Here is a 14,953-nt window from a genome sequence, read left to right on the forward strand (position 1 = left end):
AATACTCCTCCTAACGCTTACGCTTCTTGCTCAACCGTTTCATCTTCAATGCCAAGTTCTTTTTTAATCCAATCGTATCCTTCTGCTTCAAGACGTTGTGCCAACTCCGGACCACCGGATTTTACGATACGCCCTTGCATCATGACATGCACATAATCCGGTGTGATGTAGTTTAGTAAACGCTGATAGTGCGTAATGATCAAACAGCCGAATTCGCTGCTGCGCATTTCATTAATTCCTTTTGAAACAATTTTTAATGCATCAATATCAAGACCGGAGTCGATCTCGTCCAAAATCGCGATTTTCGGTTCAAGCATCATTAATTGAAGAATTTCGTTGCGTTTTTTCTCTCCGCCGGAGAATCCTTCATTTAGATAGCGATGCGCCATATCTGGATTCATTTCGAGAAATTCCATTTTTTCGTCAAGTTTGCGGATAAATTTCATTAAAGAAATTTCATTTCCTTCGCCAAGACGAGCGTTAATGGCGGCACGAAGAAAATCCGCATTCGTTATGCCGCTAATTTCGCTTGGATATTGCATCGCCAAAAATAAACCGGCGCGTGCACGTTCATCCACTTCCATCTCCAACACGTTTTGCCCGTCTAATGTAATGCTTCCTTTTGTTACTTCATATTTTGGATGTCCCATAATCGCCGACGATAACGTTGATTTTCCCGTTCCGTTCGGACCCATAATCGCGTGAATTTCTCCGCCTTTTACTTCTAAATTCACACCTTTTAAAATTTCTTTTCCTTCAACGGATACGTGAAGATCTTTAATTGTTAACACTGCCATGAAGAATACCTCCAATTTTCACTAAAAATTGTGTATATCATTGACTTGCTTGTCTTTCCATTCTCATTTTATTCTCATTACAATCTTATAACAAATGAAAAGTATTAGCAACCTTTTGAAGAGAATATCACTATGTTCATAGTGAAAAATATTTTGATCAAGATTGTTTTATAAAAATAACGGAAGCGGACCGCTTCCGTTATTTTATTGCGCTGCTGGAATGACAGCACCTTTATATTTTTCTTTAATAAAGTCTTGAATTTCTTTCGACTGTAACACTTCGACAAGCGTTTTAATTTCTTTGCGGTTTTCATCGCCTTTGCGTACAGCGATAATATTGACATATGGGTTATCTTTCGGCGACTCAACAGCAATTGGATCTTTCGCAGGATCTAATCCCGCGTCAAGCGCATAGTTGGCGTTGATGAGCACAGCATCGCCTTCGCCGTTTTTATAAATTTGCGGCAGCAATCCTGCTTCCACATCTGCTTCAAATTTTAAATGTTTTGGATTTTCCACAATGTCTTTGACCGTAGCTTTTGTTTTATCGATACCTTCTTTTAATTTAATTAACCCTTTTTCTTGCAGCATCGATAAAATGCGACCATGGTCTGCAACCGAGTTGCTCATGATGATCGTCGCACCGTCTGGCAATTCTTCGAGGCTTTTATATTTTTTCGAGTAAAGACCGATTGGCTCAATATGAATGCCGCCAGCGTTGACAAAGTCATATCCATGTTCTTTTTTCTGTGCTTCTAAATATGGAATATGTTGGAAATAGTTGGCGTCAATTTCTTTATCTGCTAACGCTTTGTTTGGTAAAACATAATCTTGGAATTTAACAATTTTTAAGTCAATGCCTTTTTCTTTTAAAATCGGTTGTGCTTTTTCTAAAATTTCCGCATGTGGAACATTGGAAGCTCCAACCACTAATTTTGTTAATTTCCCCTCTTTTTTGCCACCATCAGCGTTGTTATTGCCTCCACATGCTGCCAAAGCCAACACAAGAACGATGGCAAATAATGCACTAATCCATTTTTTCATATTGATCTTCCCCCTTTTATCGTTTATCTATTTTGGAAGTGACAAAGTCACCGATAAACTGAATGACAAAGACAATCACCAAAACTAGAACGGTGGCGACAAACGTCACATCATTATGACTGCGCTGAAATCCTTCAAGATACGCTAAGTTGCCAAGGCCGCCGGCCCCAACGACCCCTGCCATCGCTGTATATCCAACTAAAGCAATTGCAGTGACGGTAATTCCAGATACAAGAGCAGGCAATGACTCTGGAAGAAGCACTTTCCAAATAATCGTCGCCGTTGTCGCTCCCATCGCTTTGGCCGCTTCGATGACACCTTTATCAATTTCGCGAAGCGCAATTTCCACCATTCTCGCGTAAAATGGCGCCGCTCCAATAATGAGTGCTGGCAATGCCGCATTTGCGCCAAGAATCGTTCCGACAACGAATTTTGTAAACGGGATTAACAAAATAATTAATATGATAAATGGGATGGAACGAAAAATGTTAACGATAGCGGCGATGATCATATTCGCCAGGCGGTTTTCCCATAAGTTTCCCTTTGACGTTAAAAATAAAAGCAGTCCAAGAATCGTTCCTAATATAAATGTTGCAACGACAGAAATTCCTGTCATATAAAGCGTTTCAACGGTCGCTGCCCAAATCATATCCCACTCTACATTTGGTAAGAGGTTAGCGAGCATCCGTAATCACCTCCACCGCCACTTGCTGCTTTCGAATATAATCGATCGCGCGGGCCACTTCCTCTTTCTCTCCATCCATATGAACAAACAGCACACCGTAAGCGCCTTGGTGGGTTTGCGAAATTTTTCCTTGAAGAATATTCGCATCAACTTGAAATTGGCGAACAACGTTAGCAATCAGCGGCTGTTCCGTAACCTCTCCAACAAACGTCAATTGAAAAACCGTTCCTTTTGGATATTTATCGAGTAAATGCGCAATCGTTTCTTTCGTTTCCTCCGGTTCGATGACCTGCTGTACAAACCGTTTCGTAACCTCCTGCTTTGGCTGCCGGAACACTTGCAGCACTTCTCCTTGTTCAACAATTTTTCCGTTTTCCATCACTGCAACGCGGTTGCAAATTTTACGAATCACGTGCATTTCATGGGTAATTAATACAATTGTCAATCCTAAACGCTTATTAATATCCACCAAAAGTTCCAAAATGGAATCGGTTGTCTGCGGGTCTAGCGCGGATGTCGCCTCATCGCACAATAACACTTTTGGATTGTTCGCCAAAGCGCGCGCGATGCCGACGCGCTGCTTTTGCCCGCCGCTAAGCTGTGACGGATAGGCATTTTCTCTTCCTTGCAAACCTACAAGCTGAATCAACTCGTCTACTCGTTTTTTCCGCTGTTCTTTCGGTACACCGGCAATTTCTAATGGAAACGCAATGTTTTCGCGAACCGTTCTTGACCATAATAAATTAAAATGCTGAAAAATCATTCCGATTTCCTGACGGGCCTTTCGCAATTCCTTTCCTTTAATATTAGCAATATCTCGTCCAGCGACAATGACTTTCCCTTTGGTCGGTTTTTCCAATCCGTTAAGGAGACGGATTAACGAACTTTTTCCCGCCCCGCTATATCCGATGATTCCGAAAATTTCGCCTTCTTTAATTTGCAAAGAGACATTATCCACTGCTGTTACAGATCCATTGGCCGCTTCATATATTTTTGTCACGTTTTCTAATGTAATCATGCACATTTCCACCTTCCCTCATGTAAAAGACGGCTCGCCGCAAAAAGAAAGCCTTTCTGCTCAAGAGAACAGAAAGGCAATGATTACCGTTCTGTCTCTTATCTCTCAAAGCAGACGCTTTGTGTGAATTGGCACCATTTCAGCGAGTACGCTGACGGTTGCCGGGCTTCATTGGGCACATCCCTCCACCTCTCTTGATAAGAGCACAAAAAACACTTTATTCAATTAAAATCTCTCAATAATTACGAATGTGATTTTATCACTATATGTCGAATAGTGTCAATGGAAATGTTATAGTCATTATGGAAAATGGCATGATTATCATTTCTTGTGATTATGAGACGGAAACATCAGATGTAATTCCGGTAGCAGCCGCAATTGCCTGTTCTAAATCTTCGATTAAGTCATCGATATTTTCGATGCCGACAGATAGACGAACTAAATCTTCTGTCACTCCAGATGATTTTAGTTCTTCTTCGTTTAGCTGTTGATGTGTGGTGCTTGCAGGATGGATAATTAAACTTTTCGCGTCGCCAACGTTGGCAACATGCGACCATAATTTTACACTGTTGATCAATTTCGCTCCTGCCTCTCTGCCGCCTTTTACGCCAAATACAACGATGGAACCCGCTCCTTTTGGCAAATATTTTTTCGCTAGTTCTTTTGCTGGGTGACTGCCATGTTCTGGATAAAGCACCCACTCTATTGCTGGATGACGATCTAAATACTCGACGATTTTTCTTGTATTCGCAATATGTTCTTTCATACGTACATGCAATGTTTCAAGACCAAGCTGAATTTGAAAGGCATTAAATGGGCTAATCGCTGGACCTAAATCGCGAAGCAGCTGCACGCGAGCTTTGACAATGTATGCAGCAGGTCCAAACGCCTCAGCATACACAAGGTTGTGATAGCTTGGATCAGGAGTAATAAATCCTGGAAACTTCGGCGAATTCCAGTCAAAATTACCACCATCAACAATGATGCCGCCTAAGGTCGTCCCATTCCCAACAAGCCATTTTGTGGCGGAATGGATCACGATATTCGCCCCATGTTCAATTGGTCTGCACAAATAAGGAGTGGCAAATGTGTTGTCGATAATGAGCGGAATTCCCGCTTCACGAGCGATTTGCGCTACCGCTTCAATATCTAATATGTGCAAACTAGGATTGCCAATCGTTTCGGCGAAAATTGCTTTCGTTTTTGGTGTAATCGCTGCTCGGAAATTTTCCGGATTAGACGGATCGACAAAGTGGGTTTTAATTCCGTATTTCGGCAATGTATTGACGAACAAATTATATGTACCGCCATATAACGTAGATGCCGATACAATTTCATCCCCAGCTCCGGCGATATTCAAAATGGCCAGTGTAATGGCGGCCATTCCGCTAGCGAGAGCAAGACTGCCCACTCCACCTTCCAGCTGTGCCACCCTTTCTTCCAATACGGTAACCGTCGGATTGTGGATGCGTGTATAAATATATCCTTCTTCTTTTAGACCAAAAAGGTTCGCGGCATGATCCGTATTGGCAAATAAATAGGCGTTCGATTGATAAATAGGAACCGCACGCGCTCCAGTGGCAGGATCAGGCTTTAATCCGCCATGAATGGCTACTGTTTCGAAACGGTATTGTTTTTCACTCATTGAAACTCTCTCCCCCTTTACCTTTTATAATAAAACCCCTCTTCTTCTAAGAAGAGAGGGGGATGCACTCTTCTTATCTCTCAGAGCAATTCGCTCTGCTGGAATTAGCACCGTGTTGAAACAACCGGTTGCCGGGCTTCATTGGGCCAGTCCCTCCACCTCTCTTGATAAGAATGATATATACCATTTTTTCTGAATAATACTATTATTCCTCCTAATTGTCAATTCATTTTTTTATAAAAATTAAAAATAAAGAAATATAGTATTTAGCAAACATAGCGATACGGTTTTGACAAATGAAACAGAGACTCCAGAAGCAACATATGACGGAAACTTCCAGAAATATGCACTTCTCGAAGCCGAATTTGTTGTTGTAATTTTAACCTTCCATTTATCAATGATTCCAGCGCCTCTTTCGATCCTCGAATGGTCACTAGCCGACGTTCATCTATCTTTTCCTTTTGACCGATTTTATATTTAGAAATCGCAACAACCGCTGTTTCTGTTTCACATTCAAACTGAACGTATAACTCTTCTTCTGGTAAAATCGGTGATAAATGATTTAATTTTTGAATTCGTTCTGTAAGCTGTCCTACTAATTCACGCATATCCATTTTATACCCGCCTCCCCCATTATCCTGTCACTTCATTCATTTCCATAAAAAAAAGGAGAATCCTTTATAAAAATCTCGACAAATCGTCTGGAAAATAGGCAATATTCTCATCATTTCCCAAGAAATATGTCAAACGAAGTCAAATCACCGTTTATTTTAGTTCTTGCGCTGTCACCTTTAAGGGGAGGAGAGAATGAACAACATCTGTTCATTTTTCTAATTCTGAGGCAACATTTCCTTTATTGTTTCGTATAAATACGGTACAGAATGAAACGCGTATAATTTTTTTACAATATTGCCGCGATCAAATAAAAGAAGGCATGGAACGCTTTCAATTTTCCATGCAACCGCACGCTCTGGCATATAATTAATATCGGTCTTGTAAAATGGAATATGCGGAAATAGTTCCTCGACAACCTGGAGCATCCGCTCCGCAAGCTGGCAAGTGCCGCACATCGGTGTATATACATAAAGACAAGCCATATCTTTTTTATTAATAATGTCATCTATTTCTGGTAACTCTACTTTTTTCATTGCTGCTTTCACCTTTTTAATAAATAATCGTAATGGACATCAAAGTTCGCGCGTAATAATACTTGGGCAATATGCCAATTCGGCGCTGCAGCCACTTCACGGTACATTCGGTCAATATATATATGTTCCGCTTCAGGAAATTCACGGCGAAACTGTTTTCGTAATTTTTCCCCCGCTTCATCGGCATCCACTAATATATACACTTCTTTATAATAGAGCTCCTCAATCAGCTCTTCCAGTCTGGCATCACTAATCGTCCCGTTTGTACAAATAATTTCAACCGGTTCATTAATAATGTTTTCAATTTTTTGTTTGTCGGAACGCCCTTCCACAATAATCACTTTTTCGATTTCTATCATTATTATCACCTGATTAGTTGAAAATGTCATTCATTTATTATATGGAAAAACAATACGATGGTTTCCACATGGATAAGGAAAGGAAACGAGACTATAGTCGTTTTTGCAAAATAAAGAAGAAAAGCAACGGCATAGCACCGTTGCTTTCGACCCCAACCAGCCTCACCGTCGCAATCGACATACTGTTGATCTGGTCCAACGGTGACGGTTATTTGCTTATCAATTCGTCTATTTTGTTGCTAACTTGCGACAGAGAAACATGACCTTCATATAAATCATGTTCTATATCCTTTGTTTCCGCTGCCATACGGGCACCCTTTGTAAACCTCTTTATGTATAGGGTGCCCATCGTTCGCATGATCAACCGTGGTGATTGGGTGTATTATTATCCTTCTTTTACCATTTCTTCATATTGCTCTGCTGTTAATAAATTGTCGATCTCGCTCATATCATAAGGCTCGACAACAATCATCCATGCTTTTTCATACGGTGATTCATTCACATATTCTGGATTATCATTTAATTCTTCATTCACTTCTACTACTTTACCGCTAATTGGCGCATAAAGTTCGGAAACAGTTTTCACTGATTCGACGCTGCCGAATGGCTCGTTTGCTGTAATTTCCGCACCTACTTCTGGCAGTTCAACGAAAACGATGTCACCTAACTCCGATTGTGCAAAATCAGTAATACCGATGCGTACTTTATCTCCCTCGACACGCACCCACTCATGTTCTTCAGAATAGCGTAATTCCTTTGGTGTATTCATAATCGCACCCCTTCATAATAGATTATATTCTTTTTAATAATAACCGATTTTGCCAAAAAACTCACTGAACTCGTTACATTTGTTTAAAGAATTTTTCGTATTGCTCTTCGTTAAATCCAACGATGACATGATTTCCATCTGTTAAAATCGGGCGCTTGATCAACATGCCATCGGAAGCAAGAAGCTCAAGAAGCTCCTCTTCCGAAGCAGTATTCACTTTATCTTTTAGCCCTAACTCGCGATATTTCATACCACTTGTGTTAAAAAACTTTTTCAGTGGAAGCCCGCTCTTGCGATAAAGTTCTGTCAATTCCTCTTTTTTCGGCGGGTTTTCGACAATATGTACTTCCTGTACCGTGATGCCATGCTCATCGAGCCATTTTTTCGCTTTTCGGCATGTACCGCACTTTGGATACCAATAAAAGGTTAACGACATATTGCACCATCCTTTGCAAATAAAAGTACCAGGATAAAACCTGGTACTTTCCATTATTACACAATATAACGTTCTGCTTCAATGAGCGCCGCTGCCGCTTCACGTTTTTTCGCGATGATATTGATTGGAGTATAGCGCGTCAATTTGCGCAAAGCGGCCAACATCATGCGCAACATATCGCCTTGCTCTACTGCGATAATGGTTTCTTTCGCGTGCGCCTCGATTTCGTTGAACGCTTCCTGGCAGAAAATTTGCGTATAAAGAAGTTTTTGTTTGTTTTTCTCTACTCCGGTGTTTTTAATTGCTTTTTCTGTACGAAGCAGAGCAGATTCCATCGCGTAAATATTCGCAACAATGTCGGCAATGTTTACTAAAATTTCCTGTTCATTTTCCAATTTCGGGCCGAATTTTTGTGCTGCTAATCCCGCCGCCATTAATGCGATTTTTTTCGCGTTGCGTACTAAATATTTTTCTTGTTCAAGTACGCCGTCACCAACTTCTTCCGGCATAAGCATCATTAATTCTTCTTGAAGCTGTTGCGCTTTTTGAAGAAGTGGCAGTTCGCCTTTCATTGCTTTTTTCAAATACATTCCAGGAACTAATAGACGGTTAATTTCATTCGTTCCTTCAAAAATACGGTTAATCCGAGAGTCACGGTAAGCCCGCTCAATTTCGTATTCTTGCATAAATCCATAACCGCCGTGAATTTGTACACCTTCGTCAACAATATAATCTAATGTTTCTGTTGCGAAGAATTTGTTTAGCGAACATTCGATGGCATATTCAGCAATCGATTTCGCAATTTCTTTTCCGTCTTTTGCTTTTTCCTCATCAAGAAGGCTCATCCGTTCGTCAAATAAACCGACCGTACGATAGACGGAACTTTCTGTTGCGTACAACCGGGATGCCATTGTCGCAAATTTTTCTTGTGTTAATGTAAACTTAGAAATCGGTTGTTTAAATTGTTGACGTTGGTTCGCATATTGAAGCGTAATTTCCAGCGCCCGTTTTGCACCGCCAACCGCACCGACTCCTAGCTTATAACGGCCGATGTTTAAGATGTTGAACGCTATAACATGGCCTTTTCCAACTTCCCCAAGCAAGTTTTCTTTCGGAACAGGCACGTCTTGTAAAATTAATGTACGTGTCGAAGAACTTTTAATTCCCATTTTCTTTTCTTCCGGTCCAGTAGAAACACCAGGGAAGTCACGCTCGACAATGAATGCGGAGAAATGTTCGCCGTCTACTTTTGCGTATACGACAAATACATCCGCAAATCCAGCGTTCGTAATCCATTGTTTTTCACCGTTTAAAATATAATGTGTACCTTCCGCATTTAATCTTGCTGTTGTTTTTGCACCTAATGCGTCTGAACCAGAACCAGGCTCTGTTAACGCATATGCAGCAATTTTTTCACCAGTCGCTAATGCCGGCAAGTATTTTCTTTTTTGTTCTTCTGTTCCGAACAAGGCAATTGGAAGTGATCCAATTCCGACGTGCGCACCATGAGAAATCGAGAAACCGCCGGCAAGCGCCATTTTCTCTCCGATCAGTGCAGAACTGATTTTATCAAGCCCTAAGCCGCCGTATTCTTCCGGAATATCCGCGCTAAGCAGCCCGAGTTCCCCTGCTTTTTTTAGCAATTGCACAGAACGGTCAAATTCGTGATTTTCTAAATATTCTAATTGTGGAAGCACTTCGTTTACAACGAAATCTTCCGTTGTTTTTGAAATCATTTTATGTTCGTCTGTAAAATCCTCCGGTGTAAACACACGTTCACAAGGAATGTCTTCAATAAGAAAGCTTCCGCCTTTAATCGCATTTTCTAATACTTTCGCCATTCGTAACTCCTCCCCTTGATTTTGTATATAATCGGGCGGAAATGATACCGCCCATTAAATTAATTCAAATACTCCTGCTGCGCCCATACCGCCTCCAATACACATCGTGACAATTCCGAACTGTACATTGCGGCGGCGCATTTCATAAAGCAACGATAACGTCAGTTTTGCGCCTGTACAACCAAGCGGATGGCCAAGCGCAATCGCTCCTCCGTTTACATTCACTTTTTCCTCATCTAGTCCAAGCTCGCGAATCACTTGGATCGATTGAGACGCAAACGCTTCATTTAGTTCGATTAATCCGATATCGGAAAGCTCTAACCCCGCAAGTTTTAACGCTTTCGGAACCGCAGCAACCGGACCGATTCCCATTACTTCCGGCGGTACGCCGGCAACAGCGAACGAACGGAATTTTCCAAGCGGTTTTAACCCTAGCGATTCTGCTTTTTCACGGTCCATCACCATTACCGCAGCGGCCCCATCGCTCATTTGTGAAGCGTTCCCGGCTGTTACCGTTCCGTTGACCGAAAATGCCGGACGGAGTTTTGCTAAAGTTTCCATATTCGTATCTGGGCGTACCCCTTCGTCCTCTTCGAAAAGTATTGTTTTCTCGACTAGTTTATTATTTTCTACTTTTCGAACGGTTACTTCTACCGGGACAATTTCATCCTTAAATTTGCCTTCCCGAATCGCTTTTGCGGCACGCTGATGGCTTCGTACAGCAAACGCGTCTTGGTCTTCACGGCTTACCCCATACTTCATCGCCACTTGTTCGGCTGTATGTCCCATTGACATATAATACTCTGGAGCTTCTTCTGCCAGTTTCGCATTTGGACGTATCACATGCCCCATCATTGGAACAAGGCTCATCGATTCCACACCGCCAGCAATAACCGTATCCGAATGGCCAAGCATGATCCGCTCTGCAGCGTAAGCAATCGCTTGCAAACCGGACGAGCAATAACGATTAATCGTAATGGCAGGAACCGTGTATGGAAGCCCTGCAAGCGCCCCGATGTTTCTCGCAATGTTTAATCCTTGCTCCGCTTCCGGCATCGCACACCCAATAATAAGGTCATCGATATTTCCTTCATAATTCCCCGCGCGTTTCAACGTTTCCTTTACAACGAGCGCGCCTAAATCATCTGGACGTACATGGGCGAGCGTCCCTTTTTTCGCCTTTCCGACCGGCGTGCGCGCCCCAGCTACAATCACCGCTTCTCTCACAATCTTCCCCCCTGTTTTTTCATATATGCTAGTTGCGCAACGGCTTTCCTTTAACAAGCATATGTTGCATTCTTGCTTGCGATTTCGGTTCGCCAACTAGGCTTAAAAATGCTTCGCGTTCTAAATCAAGCAAATACTGTTCATCCACTTCCGTACCGTATGGAACTTTTCCGCCGGCGATGACATACGCAAGTTTTTTCGCGATTTTTAAATCATGTTCACTAATGTATCCAGAATGATACATCGACTGCGCTCCAAGCAACATTGCCGCATAACCTGTTTCACCAACCACAGGTACTTTTTTGCGAACCGGCGGGCGATAACCTTGATCGTAAAGAGAAATCACCGCTTGTTTCGCGTCATGAAGCAAATGATCACTATTCATCGTAATACCATCTTGTTTACTTAAGAAGTTCCATTCGCACGCTTCCGCTGCTGAACTTGATACTTTTGCCATTGCGATCGTTTCAAACACTTTATTCGCCACTTGTTGCAAATCGACATTAACTCCGTTTGGCAGACTGTTTAAATATTTAATATAAAGTTCTTTATTTCCGCCGCCGCCAGGAATGAGGCCGACACCAACTTCCACAAGCCCCATATACGTTTCTGCCGCGGCTTGAATGCGTGATGATGGCAAACAAATTTCCGTTCCGCCACCGAGTGTCATCGCAAACGGTGCAACGACCACTGGTTTCGGGCTATACTTAATATTCATCATCGCTTGCTGGAATTGGCGAACAGCAATCTCAATTTCAAAATAGTTGTCATCTTGTGCTTCCATTAAAATCATCGCAAGATTTGCGCCGACACAGAAGTTTTTCCCTTGGTTTCCGATGACAAGCCCCTTATAGTTTCGTTCTACTTCTTCAAGGGCATAGTTAATCATTTGAACAATATCCGTGCCGATCGCGTTATTTGGCGAGTGAAACTCTAACAACGCTACATCATCGCCAAGGTCAATTAAACTTGCGCCGCTATTTTTCTTAATAACGTCTTTTTGCTCTTTCAAGCGCTTAATATGAATGACTTTCGGGTTTTCTTTAATCGGTTTGTATTCTCCGTGGTCGTAATAGAATGCTTGCCCTTTTTCCGATTTATAGAAAGAGGTGAATCCATCCGCAAGCATATCCGTTACCCACGAAGGAATTTCAAATCCTTCTGCTTGCATTTTACGAACAGATTGCTCAACACCGATTGCGTCCCACATTTCAAACGGACCGAGCTCCCAGCCAAATCCCCATTTCATCGCACGGTCGATAGCGACAATGTCATCAGCAATTTCACCGAGCAATTTCGCAGAATAGAGAAGAACTGGGGCAGTAATGTTCCAAAGGAATGTTCCTGCACGGTCATCCGCATATACAAGCGCTTTCAACTTATTGGCAAGCCCTTTTGCTTGTTTGCTCATTTCTACTGCCGGGGTTGTTAACTTTTTACGCGGCTCATATTCCAACGTTTCATAATTAAGCTCTAAAATATCTTTTCCTTGCTTCAAGAAGAAGCCTTGCCCCGATTTGCTGCCGAGCCAGCCTTTTTCGAGCATTGCTTTCATAAAGTCCGGAACGCGGAATGCCTCTTTTTCTTCTCCTTCTACTTTTTCAAATACATTGTTGGCAACGTGAATAAATGTGTCTAATCCAACTACATCAAGCGTACGGAATGTCGCGCTTTTCGGACGGCCAATCAGCGGCCCGGTAATCGAATCTACTTCTCCGACGCTGTATCCGCCTTTCATCATTTCTCTTACAGTGACTAAAAGTCCGTACGTGCCGATTCGGTTCGCAATGAAGTTTGGCGTATCTTTTGCCATCACAACGCCTTTGCCAAGAACCTCTTCTCCAAATGTTTTCATATATGAAACCACTTCTTGGGCTGTATCTTTTGTCGGGATGATTTCAAGCAGCTTTAAGTAGCGCGGTGGATTGAAGAAATGCGTTCCTAAAAAATGTCTTTTAAAGTCCTCAGAACGGCCTTCTGCCATTGCTTCGATGGAAATGCCCGAAGTGTTTGAGCTGACGATCGTTCCCGGTTTTCTTACCTCATCTACCCTTGCAAATACACTTTTCTTAATTTCTAAATTTTCCACGACCACTTCAATAATCCAGTCCACTTCAGCAAGACGATGAAAATCATCTTCAAAGTTTCCTACTTCAATAAGGGCAAGATTGGACTTTGACATAAGCGGCGCTGGCTTTTGTTTCAATAACTTTTGCAACGCTTGATTGACAAGGCGGTTGCGCACTTCTTTATGTTCAAGTGTTAGCCCTTTTGCTTCCTCTTCCTTCGTCAGCTCACGCGGGACGATATCAAGAAGCAACGTCGGTATCCCCACGTTCGCTAAATGCGCAGCAATTCCCGAACCCATCACACCAGATCCGAGCACAGCAGCCCTTTGAATGCGTTTCACCATTCCTTTTCCCCCTCACACATTGAATGAATAGTCATTCATTTTATGCTGAAAAAAAATATGCCATTAAAATTGTTGCTATATTAAATATAAAATATGTTAATAATTTTCGCAATATATAAACTTAACAAATTTTGTATTCATAAGAAATTATTTTTTGGTGACGATAATAAAAGGGGGTGAGACTGATGGCAAAACTGAAAAAGAACCCTTCGGAAAGAGCAGTCAGCGCAGCAAGCGTAAAGGGTAACGCTGGTCCAACTGTGGAAACGGACGGCGGAGGAAAAAAGACGAGCCAAAACCAGCAATATAAGCGGCACAATATGCAAGGAGAGTAATTCACTCATAAGTAATATATGATGCAAAATCAAAAATATAAAAGCGATCCGCGTTACTTTCCAAAAGAAAAACGCATCACGGACAAAAACGAGTCTGCGATGCGTTTTCCATTTAGGGTTAAAAAGTTTGCCAGATGACTCTTGCCGACGTGCGGATGACCGATCTTCTCAACGATTTTACCATTATTTACGAAAAATTCCTTTAAGAACGAATGCGACGTTTGCAGGACGTTCCGCAAGGCGGCGCATAAAGTAACCGTACCAGTCCGTTCCGTATGGAACATAAACGCGCATCGTATATCCTTCACGCGCAAGCTGTTCTTGCCGCTCTGGACGAATTCCGTATAACATTTGGAATTCGAACTGGCTATTAGGAATGTTATATTCTTTGACAAGCTGCTTCGTATATTCAATGATGGCATCGTCATGGGTCGCTACCGCTGTATAGTTTCCATTTAATAAATGCATCTTAATGATTTTTTTAAAGTTTTCATCGACATCTTTTTTATCTGGAAACGCCACTTCCGGTGATTCCTTATATGCCCCTTTGACAAGGCGCAAATTTGGGTGGTAATCTTTTAAATCTTCGATATCGGATACCGTACGGTACAAATACGCTTGCAATACCGTTCCGACATTATCATATTCTTTTTTCAACTGTTTAAAAATATCGAGCGTTTTTTGACAGCGAGAATAATCTTCCATATCAATCGTGACAAAAACGCCGTGCTGTTTCGCTGTATCTAAAATACGCCGCATATTGCGCATCACAAGCTCGTCTGAAATATCAAGCCCCATCGATGTCATTTTTAACGACAATTGTGAATTAAGCTTTTCTCTTCCAATCGCTTCAATCGCCTCGATGCAATGGTTCGCCATCTCGTTCGCTTCTTTTTCATTGTCCACGAATTCTCCTAAATAATCGACCGTAACAGCCAACCCTTTTTTATTTAATTGTTTAATCACTTCGACAGCCTGTGCGATCGTTTCCCCTGCAACAAATCGGGAGGCCCCAAAGCGCAATCCATATTTTTTCGCCAATTTAGTTAATGTCTTATTTTTCGATAAAAACAAAAAAAAGTCGCGCATCAATTGCTCCATCGTTGTACCTCCTTATTCCGCAAACGCATTCGTATTTTTATTGTAGCATGTTTTATTATTATTGAATATCTTTTTTCGACAAAATTCTTCCCTGTGTATAGTTTTCCACAAAATGAACAATCTACAACTGAAACA

The 14,953-nt window shown here is 41.8% G+C and carries 15 protein-coding genes, 1 pseudogene and 2 riboswitches; of the genes and pseudogenes, 1 reads left to right on the forward strand and 15 read right to left on the reverse strand.

Annotation, left to right across the window (positions count from 1 at the left end):
- Positions 1-17 precede the first annotated feature (17 nt).
- From sufC to DER53_RS02465, 14 genes and pseudogenes are all read right to left on the reverse strand, one after another.
- Positions 18-797, reverse strand: a complete 780-nt coding sequence (gene sufC, locus DER53_RS02400; RefSeq protein ID WP_062755801.1) for a Fe-S cluster assembly ATPase SufC — start codon at positions 795-797, stop codon at positions 18-20.
- A 204-nt stretch (positions 798-1,001) separates the two neighbouring features.
- The gene (locus tag DER53_RS02405; protein WP_015864994.1) at positions 1,002-1,841 is read right to left on the reverse strand and encodes a MetQ/NlpA family ABC transporter substrate-binding protein; all 840 of its coding nucleotides are present in this window, start codon (positions 1,839-1,841) and stop codon (positions 1,002-1,004) included.
- A gap of 16 nt (positions 1,842-1,857) precedes the next feature.
- Positions 1,858-2,526, reverse strand: coding sequence for a methionine ABC transporter permease (locus tag DER53_RS02410; RefSeq protein ID WP_015864995.1), 669 nt, complete (start codon positions 2,524-2,526; stop codon positions 1,858-1,860).
- Positions 2,516-3,544 (reverse strand): methionine ABC transporter ATP-binding protein, encoded by a 1,029-nt coding sequence (locus DER53_RS02415; protein WP_062755800.1) that lies wholly within the window; start codon positions 3,542-3,544, stop codon positions 2,516-2,518. Before DER53_RS02415 ends, DER53_RS02410 begins: the two co-directional genes overlap by 11 nt.
- A gap of 95 nt (positions 3,545-3,639) precedes the next feature.
- A riboswitch (SAM riboswitch) is annotated at positions 3,640-3,748 on the reverse strand.
- 130 nt (positions 3,749-3,878) lie between these two features.
- Positions 3,879-5,189 carry an O-acetylhomoserine aminocarboxypropyltransferase/cysteine synthase family protein gene (locus tag DER53_RS02420; protein WP_062755798.1) on the reverse strand — a complete coding sequence of 437 codons (1,311 nt, stop codon included), beginning with the start codon at positions 5,187-5,189 and terminating at the stop codon, positions 3,879-3,881.
- A 70-nt stretch (positions 5,190-5,259) separates the two neighbouring features.
- Positions 5,260-5,363: riboswitch (SAM riboswitch) on the reverse strand.
- A gap of 92 nt (positions 5,364-5,455) precedes the next feature.
- On the reverse strand, positions 5,456-5,803 hold the full coding sequence (locus tag DER53_RS02425; protein ID WP_062755796.1) for an SCP2 sterol-binding domain-containing protein: 348 nt from the start codon (positions 5,801-5,803) through the stop codon (positions 5,456-5,458).
- Between the two features lie 216 nt (positions 5,804-6,019).
- Positions 6,020-6,337 (reverse strand): thioredoxin family protein, encoded by a 318-nt coding sequence (locus DER53_RS02430; RefSeq protein ID WP_062755795.1) that lies wholly within the window; start codon positions 6,335-6,337, stop codon positions 6,020-6,022.
- Between the two features lie 8 nt (positions 6,338-6,345).
- Positions 6,346-6,696 (reverse strand): toprim domain-containing protein, encoded by a 351-nt coding sequence (locus tag DER53_RS02435; RefSeq protein WP_062678344.1) that lies wholly within the window; start codon positions 6,694-6,696, stop codon positions 6,346-6,348.
- A gap of 26 nt (positions 6,697-6,722) precedes the next feature.
- Positions 6,723-6,923 (reverse strand): annotated as a pseudogene (locus tag DER53_RS02440) (hypothetical protein); the annotation flags it as partial.
- Between the two features lie 158 nt (positions 6,924-7,081).
- Positions 7,082-7,465 carry a glycine cleavage system protein GcvH gene (gcvH, locus tag DER53_RS02445; protein WP_015865000.1) on the reverse strand — a complete coding sequence of 128 codons (384 nt, stop codon included), beginning with the start codon at positions 7,463-7,465 and terminating at the stop codon, positions 7,082-7,084.
- 73 nt (positions 7,466-7,538) lie between these two features.
- Entirely contained in the window at positions 7,539-7,901 is a 363-nt protein-coding gene (locus DER53_RS02450) for an arsenate reductase family protein (RefSeq protein WP_062678345.1), read from the reverse strand.
- 56 nt (positions 7,902-7,957) lie between these two features.
- Entirely contained in the window at positions 7,958-9,742 is a 1,785-nt protein-coding gene (locus tag DER53_RS02455) for an acyl-CoA dehydrogenase family protein (protein ID WP_062755793.1), read from the reverse strand.
- Between the two features lie 54 nt (positions 9,743-9,796).
- Positions 9,797-10,969 carry an acetyl-CoA C-acetyltransferase gene (locus DER53_RS02460; protein WP_015865003.1) on the reverse strand — a complete coding sequence of 391 codons (1,173 nt, stop codon included), beginning with the start codon at positions 10,967-10,969 and terminating at the stop codon, positions 9,797-9,799.
- A 28-nt stretch (positions 10,970-10,997) separates the two neighbouring features.
- A complete protein-coding gene (locus tag DER53_RS02465; protein WP_062755791.1) occupies positions 10,998-13,382 on the reverse strand; it encodes a 3-hydroxyacyl-CoA dehydrogenase/enoyl-CoA hydratase family protein in 2,385 nt (794 codons plus the stop codon).
- 185 nt (positions 13,383-13,567) lie between these two features.
- On the opposite strand from DER53_RS02465, the gene DER53_RS02470 reads away from it, so the two are divergent.
- Positions 13,568-13,717 carry a YuzL family protein gene (locus DER53_RS02470; RefSeq protein WP_015865005.1) on the forward strand — a complete coding sequence of 50 codons (150 nt, stop codon included), beginning with the start codon at positions 13,568-13,570 and terminating at the stop codon, positions 13,715-13,717.
- A gap of 183 nt (positions 13,718-13,900) precedes the next feature.
- On the opposite strand, the gene DER53_RS02475 is transcribed toward DER53_RS02470, so the two are convergent.
- Positions 13,901-14,818 (reverse strand): proline dehydrogenase family protein, encoded by a 918-nt coding sequence (locus tag DER53_RS02475; RefSeq protein ID WP_015865006.1) that lies wholly within the window; start codon positions 14,816-14,818, stop codon positions 13,901-13,903.
- Positions 14,819-14,953 lie beyond the last annotated feature (135 nt).

Origin of the sequence: Parageobacillus toebii NBRC 107807 (assembly GCF_003688615.2) — a bacterium.
Taxonomy (GTDB): Bacteria; Bacillota; Bacilli; order Bacillales; family Anoxybacillaceae; genus Parageobacillus_B; species Parageobacillus_B toebii.

What these genes read in the sequence shown, in the direction of transcription:
- sufC (WP_062755801.1), bottom strand. Translation starts at nt 797, where the DNA reads ATGGCAGTGTTAACAATTAAAGATCTTCACGTATCCGTTGAAGGAAAA.
- DER53_RS02405 (WP_015864994.1), bottom strand. Translation starts at nt 1,841, where the DNA reads ATGAAAAAATGGATTAGTGCATTATTTGCCATCGTTCTTGTGTTGGCT.
- DER53_RS02410 (WP_015864995.1), bottom strand. Translation starts at nt 2,526, where the DNA reads ATGCTCGCTAACCTCTTACCAAATGTAGAGTGGGATATGATTTGGGCA.
- DER53_RS02415 (WP_062755800.1), bottom strand. Translation starts at nt 3,544, where the DNA reads ATGATTACATTAGAAAACGTGACAAAAATATATGAAGCGGCCAATGGA.
- DER53_RS02420 (WP_062755798.1), bottom strand. Translation starts at nt 5,189, where the DNA reads ATGAGTGAAAAACAATACCGTTTCGAAACAGTAGCCATTCATGGCGGA.
- DER53_RS02425 (WP_062755796.1), bottom strand. Translation starts at nt 5,803, where the DNA reads ATGGATATGCGTGAATTAGTAGGACAGCTTACAGAACGAATTCAAAAA.
- DER53_RS02430 (WP_062755795.1), bottom strand. Translation starts at nt 6,337, where the DNA reads ATGAAAAAAGTAGAGTTACCAGAAATAGATGACATTATTAATAAAAAA.
- DER53_RS02435 (WP_062678344.1), bottom strand. Translation starts at nt 6,696, where the DNA reads ATGATAGAAATCGAAAAAGTGATTATTGTGGAAGGGCGTTCCGACAAA.
- gcvH (WP_015865000.1), bottom strand. Translation starts at nt 7,465, where the DNA reads ATGAATACACCAAAGGAATTACGCTATTCTGAAGAACATGAGTGGGTG.
- DER53_RS02450 (WP_062678345.1), bottom strand. Translation starts at nt 7,901, where the DNA reads ATGTCGTTAACCTTTTATTGGTATCCAAAGTGCGGTACATGCCGAAAA.
- DER53_RS02455 (WP_062755793.1), bottom strand. Translation starts at nt 9,742, where the DNA reads ATGGCGAAAGTATTAGAAAATGCGATTAAAGGCGGAAGCTTTCTTATT.
- DER53_RS02465 (WP_062755791.1), bottom strand. Translation starts at nt 13,382, where the DNA reads ATGGTGAAACGCATTCAAAGGGCTGCTGTGCTCGGATCTGGTGTGATG.
- DER53_RS02470 (WP_015865005.1), top strand. Translation starts at nt 13,568, where the DNA reads ATGGCAAAACTGAAAAAGAACCCTTCGGAAAGAGCAGTCAGCGCAGCA.
- DER53_RS02475 (WP_015865006.1), bottom strand. Translation starts at nt 14,818, where the DNA reads ATGGAGCAATTGATGCGCGACTTTTTTTTGTTTTTATCGAAAAATAAG.